This window comes from Deinococcus frigens DSM 12807 (genome assembly GCF_000701425.1).
Lineage (GTDB): Bacteria > Deinococcota > Deinococci > Deinococcales > Deinococcaceae > Deinococcus > Deinococcus frigens.
Window position 1 is genome coordinate 71,683 of sequence record NZ_JNIW01000014.1, and the last position, 15,941, is coordinate 87,623.

A 15,941-nucleotide genomic window follows, 5' to 3' on the forward strand; every position below is an offset into this window, starting at 1 on the left:
GATTAAGGTGAGGTACCGGGAGCATTTCAATTGCTCCGTCCCTCCCTATCCCTCATCCTCCAGGAGACTCCGCTACACTGCCATGATGACCCGAATCCTCATTTCCCTGCTGTGCCTGACGGCCCTGGCCCCCACGGCAGGGGCGCTCAAGGTGCAGGTCTGGGACCGGGAATTACAGACCAAGGTGGGCGACGGCGAGAGCAGCGGCAGCAAACTGATGATGCAGTTCGTGGGCGATTACGACGGCCCGGTGGTGGTGCTGTTTGCCCAGACCGATGAGGAAAAGTCGCGCGCGACTTTCCCCGGCCTCAAGAGCAGCTATAACGGCACCCTCAGCAAGGGGCTGCTGACCTTGCAGGTGCCGGGCACGTCCGGGGCCAGCCCCGCCAATACCTCCCTGACGCTCAGCAAATTTCTGATTCCCTTCAAACTCACCCTCAGCGCCCAGCCTGCCGGACAGTCCCTGAGCCTGCCGGGCCTGAAAACTACGGAGTCTGCGGCCAAGGACAGTCCATCCAAAGACGGCGCGGCCAAAGACGGTAAGTAAGCCTTTCCATCCGTCCTACCCTCAAGGAGATCCATGCTGGCGCAGATTCTGGTTGTAGAAGACGATCCACACCTCGGCCCGCTGCTCAAGGAATACTTGTCCAGCGATTACCAGGTGCATCACTCCGCCACGTTGCGCGGCGCTCAGGAGTGGCTGGGAATGCACAGCGCCCAACTGATCTTGCTGGATCTGAACCTGCCCGACGGCGACGGCCTGGATCTGGTGCAGGCGTTGCGGCAGTACAGCAGCACGCCGGTGCTGGTCCTCTCTGCCCGTAGCGGCGTGCAGGAGCGCGTGGCCGGGCTGAATGCCGGGGCCGACGACTACCTGACCAAGCCGTTTGCCATGCCGGAGCTGGACGCCCGGATCACCGCCCTGCTGCGCCGCACCGCCGCCGGAACCGGGGTGAATCTGGGCAACACCAGCCTCAGCACCTCCAGCCTGCTGCTGACGGTGAACGACAAAAGCATCAATCTGACCGAACACGAGGCCCGCATCCTGGAACTGATGATGCGGACGCCCGAGCGGGTGTTCTCGCGGGCCGACATCGAGTCCCATCTGTACGGCTGGGAAACGCCCAACAGCAACAGCGTGGAAGTGCGGATCTCGCAGCTTCGCAAGAAATTGGAGCAATCGGACAGTGACCTGAGGATTCGGACCATCCGCAACGTCGGCTACGTGCTGCAAGCCTGAGCGCTGAACTGCAGATGCTTCCGCCTGCCCGCCCCGCCCCGAATGCGCCCGCCGCACCACACAGGCGGGGCGTGGTGCTGACGCCGGGGGCCGGGCTGTCCTCGGCGCGGGTGGCGTGGCGGCACAGCCTGCGCTTCCGGCTGGCGGCCACCTACAGCCTGCTGGCGCTGGCTTTGATCATGCTGATCAGCCTGGGCGTGGTCACGCTCTTGCTGTCGCGCATGGATCAGCAGTTTGGTGACCGGCTGAATGACCGTGCAGATACACTGGCCGAGGCCTTCACCACTTCCGGCGCGGGCCTGGGCAAGACGGCGGGCGGAGCCAATGCCTACACCATGTTGATCGACGGAGACGGCAATGTGGTGGCGGCCAGCCCCATTTTGCGGAATTTTCAGAAAGCGCCGTATCCGTACGGGGAACAGTCGCGGGTCAATGTCGGGGAGACCTCGGTGCGGGCGGTCAAACGCAAGGCCGGGGCGTTTGGGACGCTGTGGGTGGGCCTGCCTGAGGATGACCTGATTGCGGCCCGCCAGAGCGCCGCCAGCGCCCTGTTGATCGCGCTGGTGTTCACGCCGCTGATCCTGCTGCTGGTGGGCTGGTGGGTGGGCCAGCGGGCGCTGTCGGGGCTTCAGGGGGCAGCGAACCTAGCAGATCAGATCGATCCCACGCGCAGCCTCGCCACGCTGCCCCTGCCTGCCCGCGAAGACGAGGTTCACCGCCTGCTGAGCGCCATCAACCGCCTGATGGTCCGCATCGAGGCCGGGCAGGCACGTGAGAAGCAGTTGCTGGGCCAGATCGTGCATGAGCTGGGCGCACCGCTGACCGTCCTGAAGGCCAGTCTGCGCCGTGCCGAGGAGCGCACCGACGATCCCGAGGTCCGCCGCGCCGCGCTGGTGGCCGATGAATTGACCTTTACCACTCAGGACCTGATGCAACTGGCACGCGGCCAACTGGAATTGAAGCTGGCCTGGCACTACATCCCCGCGCGCACCCTGCAAGAGCGGCTGGAACGGCTGGTGCCTGGCACGGCTTTCGAGGGAAACTGGACCGGCGGCATCCTGTGCGACCCGGACCGGCTGACCCAAGCCATTCGCAATTTACTGGCGAATGCCCGCCGCGCGGCGGGATCAGAAGGCCGTGTGGAACTTACGCTGGAGGAAAGGGCCGACGACCTGACCTTTACTGTGCGCGACAGCGGGCCCGGCCTGCCGCCCGAGCTGGGCGAGCGCATCTTCGATGCATTTGTCAGCGGCTCGGGCAGCAGCGGGCTGGGCCTGAGCGTGGCGCGGCAGATCGCGGTGATGCACGGCGGCAGCCTGAGCGGCGGCAACCATCCTCAGGGCGGCGCGCAATTCGTGCTGGGGATTCCAAGCGCGGCGCTGGGAGACGAGGACTGAGCTGGGTGGAGCAGCGGTGGTGAAGGATGACGGGAGCCGCCGAACGAACCGCCGTGCCGGGCCGTCAGACAGGCTTTTGGCCTGCCTTCGCTGGCTCTGCGCCACTGGCCCTCTCCCCGCTATCCTGACCCGGTGACCATCCCCACCCACACTTCCGAACTGCTGGCCCTGCTGACCCTGCGCCTGACGCCCAACCTGGGGCCGCGCCGGATCGAAGCGCTGCGGCGGCATTTCGGCAGTGCGGGGGAAGCCTTAGACGCCCCACTGACGAAGTTGCGCGACGTGCCGGGTCTGGACGCCAAAAGTGTGGCCGGGATGGGCAATGCCAAGGCGGCAGCGGGCGCACAGGCCGAACTGGAAAAGGCAGCACGAATGGGCGTCACGCTGCTGGGCCGGGGGCTGCACGGCTACCCGGCGGCCCTGGAGGCCTTGGGCGATCCGCCCCCGGTACTGTGGGTGCTGGGGGCGCTGCCAACGCTGGACGTGGTGCCGCGCGCCGTGGGCATCGTGGGAACTCGGGCTGCCAGTCCGTATGCGGTGAGCCTGACCCGCAAGATTTCCGGCAATCTGGCGCGGGCGGGCGTGGTGATCGTCAGCGGATTGGCGCGCGGCATCGACACGGCGGCGCACGGCGCGGCGGTGGAGGCCGGAGGCCACAGCATCGGCGTGCTGGGCTGCGCCGTCAACGTGATCTATCCCCGCGAGAACGAGCGACTGGCCGAACGCCTGACCCTGATCAGCGAATATCCGCTGGACACCGGCCCCGCCCAGCACCACTTCCCAACGCGCAACCGTTTGATTGCGGCCCTCAGCGCAGGAACCCTGGTGGTTGAAGGCGAGCGGAAATCGGGCAGCCTGATCACCGCCACCCACGCGCTGGAATGCGGGCGCACCGTGTTCGCGGTCCCCGGCAGGGCGGGCGATCCCCGCGCCGCTGGTCCCCACGCCCTGCTCCGTGACGGCGCGGTGCTGACCGAATCCGCCCAGGACGTGCTGGACGAGCTGGGCTGGGGTCAGGCTCCCACCGCGCCCATTCCCGATCTGCCCCCCGAGCAGGCCCGCGTACTGAAGGCCCTGAGTGCCCCCTCCACGCTGGACGATCTTCAGGCGGCAACAGGCTTGCCCCTGCCGGAGCTTCAGACCGCCCTGGTCATGCTGCAACTGATGGGCCTGGCCGAAGAGGTGGGCGGACGGTGGGCGCGGCGCTGAACCGAATTCAGGCGTGCGGAGGACCGAAATCCTTTTCCACATCCACGCGCGGCGGCCCTTGGAGGGTCACGCCCTCGCGCGCAGGTTCGGTCAGATCGGGAAGGAGACCTTGCAACCCGACGTTCAGGTGACCCCCAACCCCACGAACCCCGTCTGAAGCCGGATCGAGGCTGAGCGTCCAGCCTCCGCCCTCCCACAGCGTTCCAAGCGTCAAAACCTCGCCCCGCTCCAGGGCGGCAAGTTCCAGATCGTCGATGCGGACGCGGACGTCTCGGCGCGTAAAGCGGACTTTCATGCGCCCTATTCTGCCCGCCCCGCCTGACAAAGCGCTCTATGGTAGGGCCATGAACATCCTGATTCTGGGCGGCACGCAGTTCGTGGGGCGGCACATCGTGGAGGCATTTCTGGCTTCAGGCCACACAGTGACGGTCCTGACGCGCGGCAAATCCAAGGACGAGCTGCCAGAGCAAGTCGAGCGCCTCCACGGGGACCGCGACGAGGGCGCAGCGGGTCTGAGCGCCTTGGAGGGCCGGGAGTGGGACGCCTGCGTGGATGTCAGCGGCTACACGCCCCGGCAGGTGCGCGCCAGCGCGGAAGGCTTGCAGGGCCGCGTGGGGCGCTATGTCTTCGTCAGCACCGTCAGCGTCTACGCCGAGCCGCAGCGCCATCCGGTGCGCGAGGACGATCCGCTGTCCGCGCCCACTGCCGAGGACGTGACCGAGGTTTCGGGCGACTCCTACGGTCCCCTCAAGGTTACCTGCGAGAACATCGTCCACGAGGTCTACGGCGGTCACTGCACGGTGCTGCGCCCGCAGATCGTGGCCGGGCCGTTCGATCACACCGCGCGCTACCCGTACTGGGTGGACCGCGCCGCGCGTGGTGGGGCCGTGCTGGCCCCCGGCGACGGCGCAGACCACCTTCAGGTCATCGACGCCCGCGATCTGGCGCGCTTCACGGTCAAGGTGGTTGAAGGCGGAATAGACGGCATCTTCAACATGGCCGGGCCGCGAATACGCTGGGCCGACTTCATGAATGTGCTGGGCGTCTGCGATCCCGTCTGGGTGGATGGCAAAACGTTAGAGGCCAACGATCTGAGCTTCAAGGCACTGCCCGTTTACATCCCAGAAGGCAGCGAACAGGGCGGCCTGATGGATGTGGACAATACGCGGGCGCTGGCAGCCGGTCTGACCCTGACCGATCCGGCGGTGACCGCGCGGGACACGCGCGAATGGAGCAAGGACGCGGACCTCAAATACGTCCTGACCCCCGAGCGCGAGGCCGGGATTCTGGCGTCGCTGGGGGGCTAGGCCGCTCATCTGATCGGGCCGGAGGGCGGAGGGGCGGGTGATATGCTGACCCGCGCTGAACAGTCCACTAGGGCAGTCCGTAAGGGAGGTGTGCGCCTATCACGCAGGAAATCTGGTCGGACGTGCTGGGGTACGTCCGCAAGAACATTTCGGAAGTCGAATATCACACCTGGTTCGCCCCAGTGAAAAATCTGGGCGTGCAGGAGGGTTCGCTGGTGCTGGGCGTCCGCAACTCCTTCGCGCAGGAGTGGTTCCGCAAGCATTATCTGGAGCTGCTCGAAGACGCGCTGCGTTCGCTGGGCGCGCAGAATCCACAGGTCAGCTTTCAGGTCCTGCCCGCCGCGCAAGACACGTTGCTCTCCCTGAATGACCCGCCGCCCCCGCCCAGCAGACCGCCGCCTAGCAATTCCGGCGGCCCCTCGGCGCAGGACCAGGCCGAGAACCGCAAACGGCTGAATCCCAAATACACCTTCGAGAACTTCGTGGTGGGGCCGAACAACAACCTGGCCCACGCGGCGGCGATGGGCGTGGCCGAGTCTCCCGGCAAGGCGTACAACCCGCTGTTTATCTACGGCGACGTGGGCCTGGGCAAGACCCACCTGATGCACGCGGTGGGCCACTACATGTCCGAGCGCTTTCCCGACAAGCGCATCGAGTACGTCTCCACCGAGTCGTTTACCAATGACCTGATCAACGCCATCCGCGACGACAAGATGACCCAGTTTCGCAACCGCTACCGCAGCGTGGACCTGCTGCTGGTGGATGACATCCAGTTTCTGGCGGGCAAGGAGCGCACGCAGGAGGAGTTCTTCCACACCTTCAATGCGCTGTACGAGAACCACAAGCAGATCATCCTCAGCTCGGACCGTCCGCCCAAGGACATCCAGACCCTGGAAGGCCGCCTGCGAAGCCGCTTCGAGTGGGGACTGATCACGGATATCCAGTCACCGGAGTACGAGACGCGCGTGGCGATTCTCAAGATGAACGCCGAACACAACCGCATCGACATCCCGCAGGAAGTGCTGGAATTGATCGCCCGGCAGGTCACCAAGAACATCCGCGAGCTGGAGGGTGCCCTGATGCGCGTGGTGGCCTTTTCCAGCCTGAACAACGTGCCGTTCTCGCGCGCGGTGGCCGCCAAGGCCCTGAGCAACGTGTTTGCGCCGCAGGAGGTCAAGGTCGAGATGATCGACGTGCTGCGGCAGGTGGCGGCCCATTACAACATGCCCCCAGACGTGATCCGGGGTTCAGGCCGCGTGCGCGAGGTGGTGGTACCGCGCCAGGTGGCCCAGTACCTGATCCGTGACCTGACGGATCACTCGCTGCCCGAGATCGGGCAGTTCTTCGGCAAGGACCATTCCACGATCATGCACGGCATCAGCAAGGTCACCGAACAGTTGGGCAAGGATCAGGAAGTCACAGCGTCGGTGGAGCTGCTGCGCCGCAAAATGCAGGGGCTGGATGAGGAGGATCTAGATGCGTAATCTGCTTGTCCAATTCTGCCAGGCCATAAATAAGTTCCAAATTCCGTTCCAAAACGGTGTGCAGAGTTTCACAAGCTGTGGATAACCCTGTGGATAACCTGTGGATAACCCCGTTTTTTCTGTGGATAACTTTGTGGATAACTCGCCCCTTTTCCACCCTTGTGGATAACCCCCCTTTTTGTCCACAGGTTATCCACAGGCAAGTGCCACTTATCCACAATTTCGTCCACAGGCCAAACACGCGCCCAGCGCAGCCGCAGGCCACTTATCCACAGTTTCCACAGGCCCTATTACTACTACTATTATCTTTTATAGTTAATAAAGACAGGTAAGAGATAGGGGTTGGAAGGCAAGCCAGAAAATCTTAGACCAAGCCCAAAAAGTGAGACGCTGAAATGACAGGACACCCGCAGATGGAATCCGGCCAAAGTACCCGAGAGGATCAGGCATGAAAGCCCACGTCACCAAAAAAGTGTTGAGCGAAGGATTGGGATTGCTGGAACGGGTGGTCCCCAGCCGCAGCAGCAATCCGCTCCTGACCTCGCTAAAAGTCGAGGCCAGCGAGGCGGGGCTGACGCTGAGCGGCACGAACCTGGAAATTGACCTGTCGTGTTTCGTGCCTGCCGAGGTGCAGGAGCCAAAAGATTTTGTGGTTCCCGCGCACCTGTTCGCGCAGATTGTCCGCAATCTGGGCGGCGAACTGGTGGAGCTGGAGCTGGTGGGGCAGGAGCTGGCGGTGCGTTCGGGCGGATCGGATTTCAAATTGCAGACCGGCGACACCGAGGCGTATCCGCCCCTGAGCTTTCCGGGCAACGCGGACCTGAGCCTGAACGCCGAGGAACTGGCCCGCGCCCTGGGCAGCGTGCGCTACGCCGCCAGCAACGAGGCTTTTCAGGCGGTCTTCCGGGGCATCAAACTCGAACACCACGCCGACACTGGCTCGGCGCGCGTGGTCGCCAGTGACGGCTACCGCGTAGCGATCCGCGACTTCCCGGTCAGCGGCGACGGCAGAAACCTGATCATTCCAGCCCGCAGCGTCGATGAGCTGATCCGCGTCCTCAAGGACGGCGAGGCCCGGTTTACCTATGGCGAGGGCATGCTCAGCGTCACCACGGACCGCGTGCGGATGAACCTCAAGCTGCTGGACGGCGACTTCCCCGACTACGAGCGCGTGATTCCCAAGGACATCAAGCTTCAGGTCACCCTGCCCGCCACCGCCCTCAAGGAGGCCGTGAACCGCGTGGCCGTGCTGGCCGACAAAAACGCTAATAACCGCGTCGAATTTCTGGTGTCCGAGGGCCAGTTGCGCTTGGCTGCCGAGGGCGACTATGGCCGCGCCCAGGACACCCTGGAAGTCACGCAGGGCGGCGTGGAACCGGCCATAAGCCTGGCCTTCAACGCCCGCCACGTCCTCGATGCCCTTGGTCCGATTGAAGGCGAGGCCGAGCTTCTCTTCTCCGGCTCCACAAGCCCCGCAATCTTCCGCGCGAGCGGCGGAGGTGGCTACATGGCTGTTATGGTCACGCTGCGCGTTTAAGGGGCCACTGGAGGGCGGCACGGGGCATCTGGCCGGACGTGCTGCCCTCCACTTCTGAATTTGCACGACTTCTGTTTTGTTTTTGACAAAGTTATCTATATGAATTCTGATTGTGGATAACTTCTGTGGATAACTCGCGTTGGTCTGAGTGCCGGGTAAATCGTTGCGTCAAAAGTAAGCTGTAGACGGCGAAAGTTATCCACAGGGGCAGACCGTGTGGATAACTTCTGTGGATAAATCTCGATCTGGAGGATATTTTTACAATTTTTCGATCCGGGTGGCCTGTGACCACACCACCTCCCAGCCGGCCCGCACGCCGCTCATACAAATCCGTGTGCCCGCAGGTGTCGGGCGGTCTGGTGGAAACATTGCCGGCCACCATCTGTGGATCGCCCGAAACCACATCCAGCCTGGAGCGGTAGCGGATGAACGCCACGTCGCTAAAATGGCGGACTTCGATCTCCGAAATAACCTCCCAGACGAGGTATTTCAGGCGTCCGGCGGCAATGGCGTCCAGGTATTTATCCCGGCTCAGGCGCAGGCCGCTGGGCGTGATCAGTTCAAACTCTGGGGCGTGGAGTTGCTGCGCGGTATTCATGTCGCCGGACACCAGCGCTTTCAGGCGGGTGCGTTCCAGCGCGCGAATTTCGTCGGGTATGGATCACTCTACAGAGCAGTTGCCTCCATCGCCCAACCGATTTAGACCGCCCCTGCCCCGGCCTGGCGTCTGGCGCTTATAGTGTCCGAGATACACCTAACTCGCATCTCAAAGCTGAGTGGGTGGCGTTCGGGAGGACTCGTCATGAACATTGAAAAAGTGATCGCCCGTGAAGTGCTGGACTCGCGCGGAAACCCCACCGTGGAAGCCGAAGTCCATCTGGACAGCGGTTATGTGGGCCGCGCCATCGTTCCCAGCGGGGCCAGCACCGGCACCCACGAGGCGCTGGAACTCCGTGACGGCGGCAGCCGCTACGGCGGAAAGGGCGTGCAGAAGGCCGTCAAGAACGTGAACGAGGCGCTGGGGCCTGCCGTGGTGGGCCTGGACGCCAGCGATCAGGGCGCGGTGGACGAGGCGCTGATGGAACTGGACGGCACGCCCAACAAGGGCAAGCTGGGCGGCAACGCCATCCTGGCCGTCAGCCTTGCCACCAGCCGCGCCGCCGCCGAGGAACTGAATATCCCGCTGTACCGCTACCTGGGCGGCAGCAACGCCAAGACGCTGCCCGTGCCGATGATGAATGTGATCAACGGCGGCATGCATGCCGACAACTCGGTGGATTTTCAGGAGTTCATGGTCATGCCGGTGGGCGCGCCCAGCTTCCGCGAGGCGCTGCGCTACGGCACCGAGACCTTCCACAGCCTCAAGAAAGTGCTGAGCGGGCGCGGGTACAACACCAACGTCGGCGACGAGGGCGGCTTTGCCCCGGACCTTAAGAGCAACGAGGAGGCCCTGGAAGTGCTGCTGGAGGCCATCGAGAAGGCCGGATTCGAGGCGGGCAAGGACATCTGCATCGCGCTGGACCCCGCCGTGACCGAGCTGTACAAGGACGGCAAATACCACCTGGAAAGCGAGGGCCGCGTACTGTCCACCGCCGAGATGGTGGATTTCTGGGCCGACTGGGCCAGCCGCTATCCCATCGTGAGCATCGAGGACGGCCTGGCCGAGGACGACTGGGACGGCTGGCAGGCGCTGACCACCAGGATTGGTGACAAGGTGCAACTGGTGGGCGATGACCTGTTCGTGACCAACCCCGAACGCCTCCAGCGGGGCATCGACACCGGCGTGGGCAACGCGATTCTGGTCAAGGTCAACCAGATCGGCTCGCTGACCGAGAGCATGGACGCCATCGAGCTGGCCAAGCGCCACCACTACGGCACTATCATCAGCCACCGCAGCGGCGAGTCTGAGGATTCGTTCATCGCCGATCTGGCGGTGGCCACCAACGCCGGGCAGATCAAGACGGGCAGCGCCAGCCGCAGTGACCGCATCGCCAAGTACAACCAACTGCTGCGGATCGAGGAGATGCTGGGAGACCGCGCCGTGTATCCGGGCCGCAAGGCGCTCAGGTAACAAAAAACACAGGCGGCGGACGCTGGACGAGAACGACAATCCAGAGTTCGCCGCTTTCTTGAAATTCACCCTTCCAGATTTGTTTGGAATCACTTCCAACTTCACCTGCACACTGGCACTCGCACACTGGTTTTTTGAGCGTGCTGCAAAACGAGGCAATCACATGAAACATTTTGACCGAGCCACCAAGATCGTTGCCACCGTCGGGCCAGCCAGCCGCAGTCCGGAAGTGCTGGGCCGCATGATGGACGCGGGCCTGAACGTCGTCCGCATGAACTTCAGCCACGGCGACCCCGAAGACCACCGCCAGACCTACACCATGGTCCGCGAACTGGCCGCCCAGAAGGGCATCACGGTGGGCATCTTACAGGACCTGCAAGGCCCGAAGATTCGCGTCGGGCGCTTTGCCGAGGGGTCCGTGACGCTGGCTCCTGGCGATCACTTCACGATCACGATGGACGACGTGGAGGGCGACGCCACGCGCGTTTCCACCACCTACAAGGACCTGATCCGCGACGTGCACCCCGGCATGGTGCTGCTGCTCGACGACGGCAACATGGCCCTGCGCGTGGAGGGCATTCGCGGCAACGACATCCTGACGGGCGTGGTGATCGGCGGCGTCCTGAAGAACAACAAGGGCATCAACGTTCCCGAGGCGGATCTGAGCGTGCCTGCCCTGTCTGACAAGGACGTGTCCGACATGGAATTCGGCGCGGAGCTGGGCGTGGACTGGGTGGCCCTGAGCTTCGTGCGCTCGCGCGACGACCTGCTGCTGGCCCGGCACTACCTGTCGCGCTTCGGCAGCCGCGCCAAGCTGATGGCCAAGATTGAGAAGCCGCAGGCGGTGGACCGCTTCGAGGACATTCTCAAAGAGGTGGACGGCATCATGGTGGCGCGCGGTGATCTGGGCGTGGAGATGCGCGCCGAACAGGTGCCCACCATTCAGAAACGGTTGATCCGTCTGTGCCGCGAGGCGGGCAAGCCGGTCATTACGGCCACGCAGATGCTGGAGAGCATGATCAGCCTGCCGCGCCCCACCCGCGCCGAGGCCAGCGATGTGGCCAACGCCATTTACGACGGCACCGACGCCGTGATGCTGTCTGCCGAGTCGGCGGCGGGCCTGTACCCGGTGGAGTCGGTGGCGATGATGGACCGGATCGCCCGCGAGGCCGAGTCCAGCGAGCATTACAGCATGCTCCAGCGCCAACTGGTGATCGACACCACGCTGGCCCAGGACTCGATCGCCTATTCGGCATGCAACATCGGGGCCAAGCTGGGGGCGTCCGCCGTGGTGGCTTTTACCAGCACCGGCGGCGCGGCCCTGCGGATCGCCAAGAACCGTCCGCCGCTGGCCATTCTGGCCCTGACCCCCAACGAGGTCACCCGCAACCAGTTGGCCCTGAGCTGGGGCGTCGTGCCGCTGCTGAGCGAGGACCCGCGCAATACCGACGACATGGTCCGCATTGCCAACAAGGAATTGAAGAACAGCAACCTGGCCGATGTGGGGGACCGCTACGTGATCACGGCGGGTGTGCCCTTCGGCGTGCAGGGGACCACCAACATGCTGCGCGTGGAGGCCCTCCGCGAAGAGGGCGTGGTGTCCCAGTTCTGATCCCAGCCAGTTGAACGCTGACCCGCCTGGACCGCAGAAGTCAGGGGCGGGTCAGATTTTTTATCCACAGGCACGGGGTTTATCCACACCCTGCCTGTGGATAAGTCCACAACAGAATCTGGGGTTCCCGCCGTCCAGAACGCTTTCCACAGCCTCCAGAGTTATCCACACCAGCCTGTGTATAACTTTCGATTTTTTCCACAACCCCCCTTCCGCACAAGACGCCCGTGAAGGCCCCGTGAAGACGCCGGGTGGGTCAGGACTCTAGAACGAGGCGCGCGAACTTGTCCTTGCCCTTCTGAATGACCGCGCCGCCCTCTGCGGTCAGCTCGTTCCGTGTTAATTGCCCCTGCGGATCGGCGTAGGTCTCGCCGTTCAGCTTTAGCCCCCGATTCTGAATTAACTTGCGGGCGGCTCCGTTGCTGGGTTCCAGGCCCGCCAGCACGACCAGTTTGGCCATGCTGATGCGGTCTGCATCTATGCTGTCATCCAGTTCAGCCGTGATGTTGATGGTGGGAATGTTGTCGGGGATGCCGCCCTTCGCCACACTCCTGAAGCGGTCTTCGGCGGCGTCCAGGTCGGCGTCGGGTGAGAACCACGGCACCACGGCGCGGGCCAGTGCGCGGTGGGCGGCGACAGGATGCCCATTCAGCAGCTCCGAAATCTCGGCCTTCGGCAGATCGGTCAGCAGCGTAAAATAGTTGTCCAGCAACGCGTCCGGCACTTTCATCAGCCTGGCGAACATCAGGTGCGGTTCGTCGGTCAGGCCGATGTAGTTGTCCAGGCTCTTGGACATCTTTTCGCTGCCGTCCAGGCCCACCAGCAGCGGCAGGGTCATGACCACCTGCGCCTCCTGGCCGTAATCCCGTTGCAGGGCGCGGCCCACCAGGTTGTTAAACAGTTGATCGGTGCCGCCCAGCTCCACATCGGCCTCCAGCGCCACCGAGTCGTAGCCCTGCGTGACCGGGTACAGCAGCTCGTGCAGGCTGATCGGGGTCTGGGCTTGCAGGCGCTTGGTGAAGTCGTCGCGTTCCAGGATGCGGGCCACGGTGTATTTGCTGGCCAGGCGAATCACGTCGGCGTAGCCCATCGGCTCCAGCCACTCGCCGTTGTAACGGATTTCCAGCACCTCCGGCTCGCCGCGCAGGATCAGGTGGCACTGCTCCAGGTAGCTCTGGGCGTTGGCGCGGGTTTCCTCCAGGGTCAGCGGCGGGCGCGTCTTGCTCTTGCCGCTGGGATCGCCGATCATGGCGGTAAAGTCGCCGATCAGCATGATGACCTTGTGACCCAGATCCTGAAACTGCCGCATCTTGCGGAGGATCACCGCATGTCCCAGATGCAGGTCCGGGCGGGTGGGGTCCGCGCCCAGTTTGACGCGCAGAGGTTTGCCCGTTTTTAAACTCTGCTCCAGCTTGCGGCGTAGATCGTCCTCGGTGACCAGATCGACCACACCGCGTTTCAGGATTTCAATCTGCTCGTCTACAGGGACATTCCGGCGAATTTCATTCATATGGACTCCACAAGAAAAGGCGGCGCACACCAGTCTGGCTGCGCCGCTTCGGGATTTGGATTTCAGGCTAAGACTGACCTCCTCCCGCACTAGCGGCAGGGCAGATATGCACGTCGGGTCAAACGCCTCATGCCCCGCAGTGTAGCGGATAGCATGGAGGGCGTGAAGACCATTCAGGACCTCCGCACGACGTTTCCCCGCCCTGGACGGGTGGAATGGCTGGGGTTGCGCCCGGCCCGCCGAGTGACGCCCCTGTACGTTTCAGAGGTGGAGGCCCATCCGCTCGTCGGCCTGATCGGGGATCACGGCAAAGTGGCTCCGGGCCGCCTGACCGCACTTTCTGGCGAGTTGGAGGCGACTCTAAAACCCTCTAACCCCTCTGTTCCCGGTGGCCCCGGCAAACGGCAGGTCACGCTGATTCAGGCCGAACACCTGCCCGTGATTGCCGCCCTGGCCGGACTGGACGAGGTCACGCCAGAGCTGCTGCGCCGCAACATTGTCGTGTCGGGTATGTCGCTCCTTGCCCTCAAGGACGCCCGCTTCCAGATTGGCGAAGTGGTGCTGGAGGGAACCGGCGAATGCCACCCCTGTTCGCGGATGGAAGAAAATCTGGGCGAGGGCGGCTACAACGCGGTGCGCGGTCACGGTGGCCTGACCGCGCGGGTGGTCGTGGGCGGCGTGATCCGGCAGGGCGACGCGGTGACGGCGCTGGCTGCTGAACTGGCGGAACAGGGCTGATGGCGCGGAATCCGGCGGCCCGCGCTGCCCGTATGCTGGCGCGGGCTTTTGGCTTCACGCGGCTGATCGTGGAGCTGGGCGTGTTCAGTGCGCTGGCCTTCAGTCTGGCGCTGTTCATCGCGGCCATTGTGCAGGCATACCACACCATCACCGACGCCTTCCGGCATCTGGGCGAGCCAGAGACCACCAAACATCTGCTGATTGCCGCCGTGGAGCAGGCCGATACGCTGCTGGTGGGCGTGGCCCTGCTGATCATCGGGCTGGGCTTGCAGGGACTGTTTATCGGGCGGCTCCAGAACGTGCCGGAATGGCTGCATGTGGGGTCTTTTGATGATCTCAAGCAGAAGCTGCTGGGCGTGGTGGTCACGGCACTGGCGGTCAATTTCTTTGCGGTGGCGCTGGAGTGGACGGGTGACAACAGCATTCTGGTGTACGGCGCGGCCATCGCTGCTGTAATCCTGGCTGTGGGCGTCTACAGCTCGGTCCTGAGCCGCATCCACGGGCCACCCGCACATGCTGGGCCAGAAAAGGTAGATGCCGACGCCCACCCTTGATGCCCGCCTGGAAGCTGTGCTGGAGCTGATTCGCACCAACGTTCACGCCGATATCGGCAGCGACCACGCCCGCCTGCCCGTGCGCCTGGTCCGCGATGGCCGCGCGCAGCAGTGCATTGCCGTGGAACTGAATCCCGGCCCGCTGGCCCAGGCCAGCCGCAGCGTGGCGCGGTCCAGACTGGAAACCCGGATTGAGGTCCGCGAGGGCGACGGCTTCGCGCCCCTCCTGCCCGGCGAGGTGGGCAGCGCTAGCCTGTGCGGCATGGGCGCGCACACCATCAAAAGCATTCTGGAACGGGCGGGGGAGAGGTTACCCGCAGCCTTGATATTGCAACCCAATGACTCTGCCTTGCTGCTGCGGTTGTGGGCGCGTGGGGCGGGCTACCACATCCGCGCCGAACGCCTGATCGCCGGATACTGGCTTTACCCGGTGCTGCGGCTGGAGCGGGCCAGCGGGCCAGACCCGGAGTATGACGGCATGCCGCTGAACGCCGCACTGAAATACGGGCCGCTGCTCCTGCGCGCGGGTGGCGAGGTGATCCGCCGTCAGATTGAGGCCGACATCTTGCGCTTGCAAAAAGTCGCCGTACCTGGGCGAGCATCCTGGGTGGAACTGGAAACATCAAAAACGGCGCTCGCAGTCCTTGAGAATGAGATTAAATAAAAAGCCCGCCTCTTCGGCGGTGATAAGAACAAGATATCGCGATATTTGGCGGTTGTCAAATTTATGCGTTGGACTGAAAAAACGCCCTGCTACACAGCATTCTTTCTGTTCACTGGTTGAGAGGCGTGTATATTCCAGACTCCCGTATATCCCAGACTCCCGATGCTCGGCAGGCAGTTTAAAAGGCCCAGGCTATAAAAAAGCCGCCTCATTCGGCGGTTTTGATAAGAACTATAGCGTGCTATTCAGATGCTGTCAATCTCATGCGCTCAGTGCAGAAATTTACGTCTGATACTGACTCCGATTAATTCCTTGACAAGGGCCACCAATGGAAGAGGGTCTGCTGGGAGATGAGATCTGGCTGGGTTTCCAACCAGGCGCATTGCTGGCCCAGCGTCTGAGTGAAGTCATCCATCGTGTCGAACCAGCGATTGGCCACTGTGTCGTCCGTCAGGTCCCACATGCGCTCCACGGGTTGCAACTCGGGTGAGTAAGGGGGCAGGGTGATGATCTGGACACCTGGTGGCTGTCCCTCCTCTGGAGGGACATGGAAACCCGCTCCGTCCTCTACCACCAGAACATGGTGATCTTCACTCGCGCCCACACTGTGGGCAAAAG

The 15,941-nt window shown here is 63.6% G+C and carries 16 protein-coding genes; 12 read left to right on the forward strand and 4 right to left on the reverse strand.

The genetic code is table 11. The features are described 5' to 3' along the window. Window positions 1-85 precede the first annotated feature (85 nt). The 4 genes from Q322_RS0107350 to dprA all read left to right on the forward strand — a co-directional run bounded on the left by Q322_RS0107350 (window position 86) and on the right by dprA (window position 3,846). Entirely contained in the window at window positions 86-547 is a 462-nt protein-coding gene (locus tag Q322_RS0107350; RefSeq protein ID WP_051668337.1) for a hypothetical protein, read from the forward strand. Between the two features lie 33 nt (window positions 548-580). Then, complete coding sequence (locus tag Q322_RS0107355) at window positions 581-1,240, forward strand: response regulator transcription factor (protein WP_029477212.1); 660 nt, start codon at window positions 581-583, stop codon at window positions 1,238-1,240. Between the two features lie 14 nt (window positions 1,241-1,254). Next, complete coding sequence (locus tag Q322_RS0107360) at window positions 1,255-2,637, forward strand: sensor histidine kinase (RefSeq protein ID WP_084147862.1); 1,383 nt, start codon at window positions 1,255-1,257, stop codon at window positions 2,635-2,637. Between the two features lie 132 nt (window positions 2,638-2,769). Continuing rightward, window positions 2,770-3,846: a DNA-processing protein DprA gene (dprA, locus tag Q322_RS0107365; protein ID WP_029477214.1), complete on the forward strand. Its 1,077-nt coding sequence runs from the start codon at window positions 2,770-2,772 to the stop codon at window positions 3,844-3,846. 7 nt (window positions 3,847-3,853) lie between these two features. On the opposite strand, the gene Q322_RS0107370 is transcribed toward dprA, so the two are convergent. Then, window positions 3,854-4,141, reverse strand: coding sequence for a hypothetical protein (locus Q322_RS0107370; protein WP_029477216.1), 288 nt, complete (start codon window positions 4,139-4,141; stop codon window positions 3,854-3,856). A gap of 49 nt (window positions 4,142-4,190) precedes the next feature. On the opposite strand from Q322_RS0107370, the gene Q322_RS0107375 reads away from it, so the two are divergent. From Q322_RS0107375 to dnaN, 3 genes are all read left to right on the forward strand, one after another. Further along, a complete protein-coding gene (locus tag Q322_RS0107375; RefSeq protein WP_029477217.1) occupies window positions 4,191-5,153 on the forward strand; it encodes an NAD-dependent epimerase/dehydratase family protein in 963 nt (320 codons plus the stop codon). A 122-nt stretch (window positions 5,154-5,275) separates the two neighbouring features. Then, window positions 5,276-6,637 carry a chromosomal replication initiator protein DnaA gene (gene dnaA, locus Q322_RS0107380; protein ID WP_245593177.1) on the forward strand — a complete coding sequence of 454 codons (1,362 nt, stop codon included), beginning with the start codon at window positions 5,276-5,278 and terminating at the stop codon, window positions 6,635-6,637. A 448-nt stretch (window positions 6,638-7,085) separates the two neighbouring features. Continuing rightward, on the forward strand, window positions 7,086-8,174 hold the full coding sequence (gene dnaN / locus Q322_RS0107385) for a DNA polymerase III subunit beta (protein WP_029477219.1): 1,089 nt from the start codon (window positions 7,086-7,088) through the stop codon (window positions 8,172-8,174). 91 nt (window positions 8,175-8,265) lie between these two features. Here the strand turns inward: dnaN and Q322_RS22345 are convergent, their stop codons facing one another. After that, complete coding sequence (locus Q322_RS22345; RefSeq protein WP_342667659.1) at window positions 8,266-8,832, reverse strand: nuclear transport factor 2 family protein; 567 nt, start codon at window positions 8,830-8,832, stop codon at window positions 8,266-8,268. A 144-nt stretch (window positions 8,833-8,976) separates the two neighbouring features. Between Q322_RS22345 and eno the strand changes: the two genes are divergently transcribed. Together eno and pyk are read left to right on the forward strand one after the other, a co-directional pair. Continuing rightward, window positions 8,977-10,245: a phosphopyruvate hydratase gene (gene eno / locus Q322_RS0107395; RefSeq protein WP_029477222.1), complete on the forward strand. Its 1,269-nt coding sequence runs from the start codon at window positions 8,977-8,979 to the stop codon at window positions 10,243-10,245. 163 nt (window positions 10,246-10,408) lie between these two features. Next, a complete protein-coding gene (gene pyk, locus Q322_RS0107400) occupies window positions 10,409-11,857 on the forward strand; it encodes a pyruvate kinase (protein WP_029477223.1) in 1,449 nt (482 codons plus the stop codon). A gap of 256 nt (window positions 11,858-12,113) precedes the next feature. On the opposite strand, the gene tyrS is transcribed toward pyk, so the two are convergent. After that, window positions 12,114-13,367 carry a tyrosine--tRNA ligase gene (gene tyrS / locus Q322_RS0107405; RefSeq protein ID WP_029477224.1) on the reverse strand — a complete coding sequence of 418 codons (1,254 nt, stop codon included), beginning with the start codon at window positions 13,365-13,367 and terminating at the stop codon, window positions 12,114-12,116. Window positions 13,368-13,529: 162 nt separating this feature from the next. On the opposite strand from tyrS, the gene Q322_RS0107410 reads away from it, so the two are divergent. Genes Q322_RS0107410 through Q322_RS0107420 form a run of 3 tightly spaced genes read left to right on the forward strand, consistent with a single transcriptional unit; the run spans window position 13,530 to window position 15,323 of the window. Next, the gene (locus tag Q322_RS0107410) at window positions 13,530-14,105 is read left to right on the forward strand and encodes an MOSC domain-containing protein (protein ID WP_034417962.1); all 576 of its coding nucleotides are present in this window, start codon (window positions 13,530-13,532) and stop codon (window positions 14,103-14,105) included. Continuing rightward, window positions 14,105-14,659: a YqhA family protein gene (locus tag Q322_RS0107415; protein WP_029477226.1), complete on the forward strand. Its 555-nt coding sequence runs from the start codon at window positions 14,105-14,107 to the stop codon at window positions 14,657-14,659. The genes Q322_RS0107410 and Q322_RS0107415 overlap by 1 nt, the downstream gene beginning before the upstream one ends. Next, a complete protein-coding gene (locus tag Q322_RS0107420; protein WP_029477227.1) occupies window positions 14,640-15,323 on the forward strand; it encodes a tRNA (adenine(22)-N(1))-methyltransferase TrmK in 684 nt (227 codons plus the stop codon). Before Q322_RS0107415 ends, Q322_RS0107420 begins: the two co-directional genes overlap by 20 nt. 304 nt (window positions 15,324-15,627) lie before the next feature. On the opposite strand, the gene Q322_RS0107425 is transcribed toward Q322_RS0107420, so the two are convergent. Then, the coding region (locus Q322_RS0107425; protein ID WP_029477228.1) for a transposase at window positions 15,628-15,941 on the reverse strand (314 nt) is incomplete at its 5' end.

Bases quoted from the DNA above. Each gene is read 5' to 3' on its own strand.
- Q322_RS0107415 (WP_029477226.1), top strand. From the start codon at position 14,105: ATGGCGCGGAATCCGGCGGCCCGCGCTGCCCGTATGCTGGCGCGGGCT.
- eno (WP_029477222.1), top strand. From the start codon at position 8,977: ATGAACATTGAAAAAGTGATCGCCCGTGAAGTGCTGGACTCGCGCGGA.
- Q322_RS0107420 (WP_029477227.1), top strand. From the start codon at position 14,640: ATGCCGACGCCCACCCTTGATGCCCGCCTGGAAGCTGTGCTGGAGCTG.
- dnaN (WP_029477219.1), top strand. From the start codon at position 7,086: ATGAAAGCCCACGTCACCAAAAAAGTGTTGAGCGAAGGATTGGGATTG.
- tyrS (WP_029477224.1), bottom strand. From the start codon at position 13,367: ATGAATGAAATTCGCCGGAATGTCCCTGTAGACGAGCAGATTGAAATC.
- Q322_RS0107355 (WP_029477212.1), top strand. From the start codon at position 581: ATGCTGGCGCAGATTCTGGTTGTAGAAGACGATCCACACCTCGGCCCG.
- Q322_RS0107370 (WP_029477216.1), bottom strand. From the start codon at position 4,141: ATGAAAGTCCGCTTTACGCGCCGAGACGTCCGCGTCCGCATCGACGAT.
- Q322_RS0107350 (WP_051668337.1), top strand. From the start codon at position 86: ATGACCCGAATCCTCATTTCCCTGCTGTGCCTGACGGCCCTGGCCCCC.
- Q322_RS0107360 (WP_084147862.1), top strand. From the start codon at position 1,255: ATGCTTCCGCCTGCCCGCCCCGCCCCGAATGCGCCCGCCGCACCACAC.
- Q322_RS0107375 (WP_029477217.1), top strand. From the start codon at position 4,191: ATGAACATCCTGATTCTGGGCGGCACGCAGTTCGTGGGGCGGCACATC.
- pyk (WP_029477223.1), top strand. From the start codon at position 10,409: ATGAAACATTTTGACCGAGCCACCAAGATCGTTGCCACCGTCGGGCCA.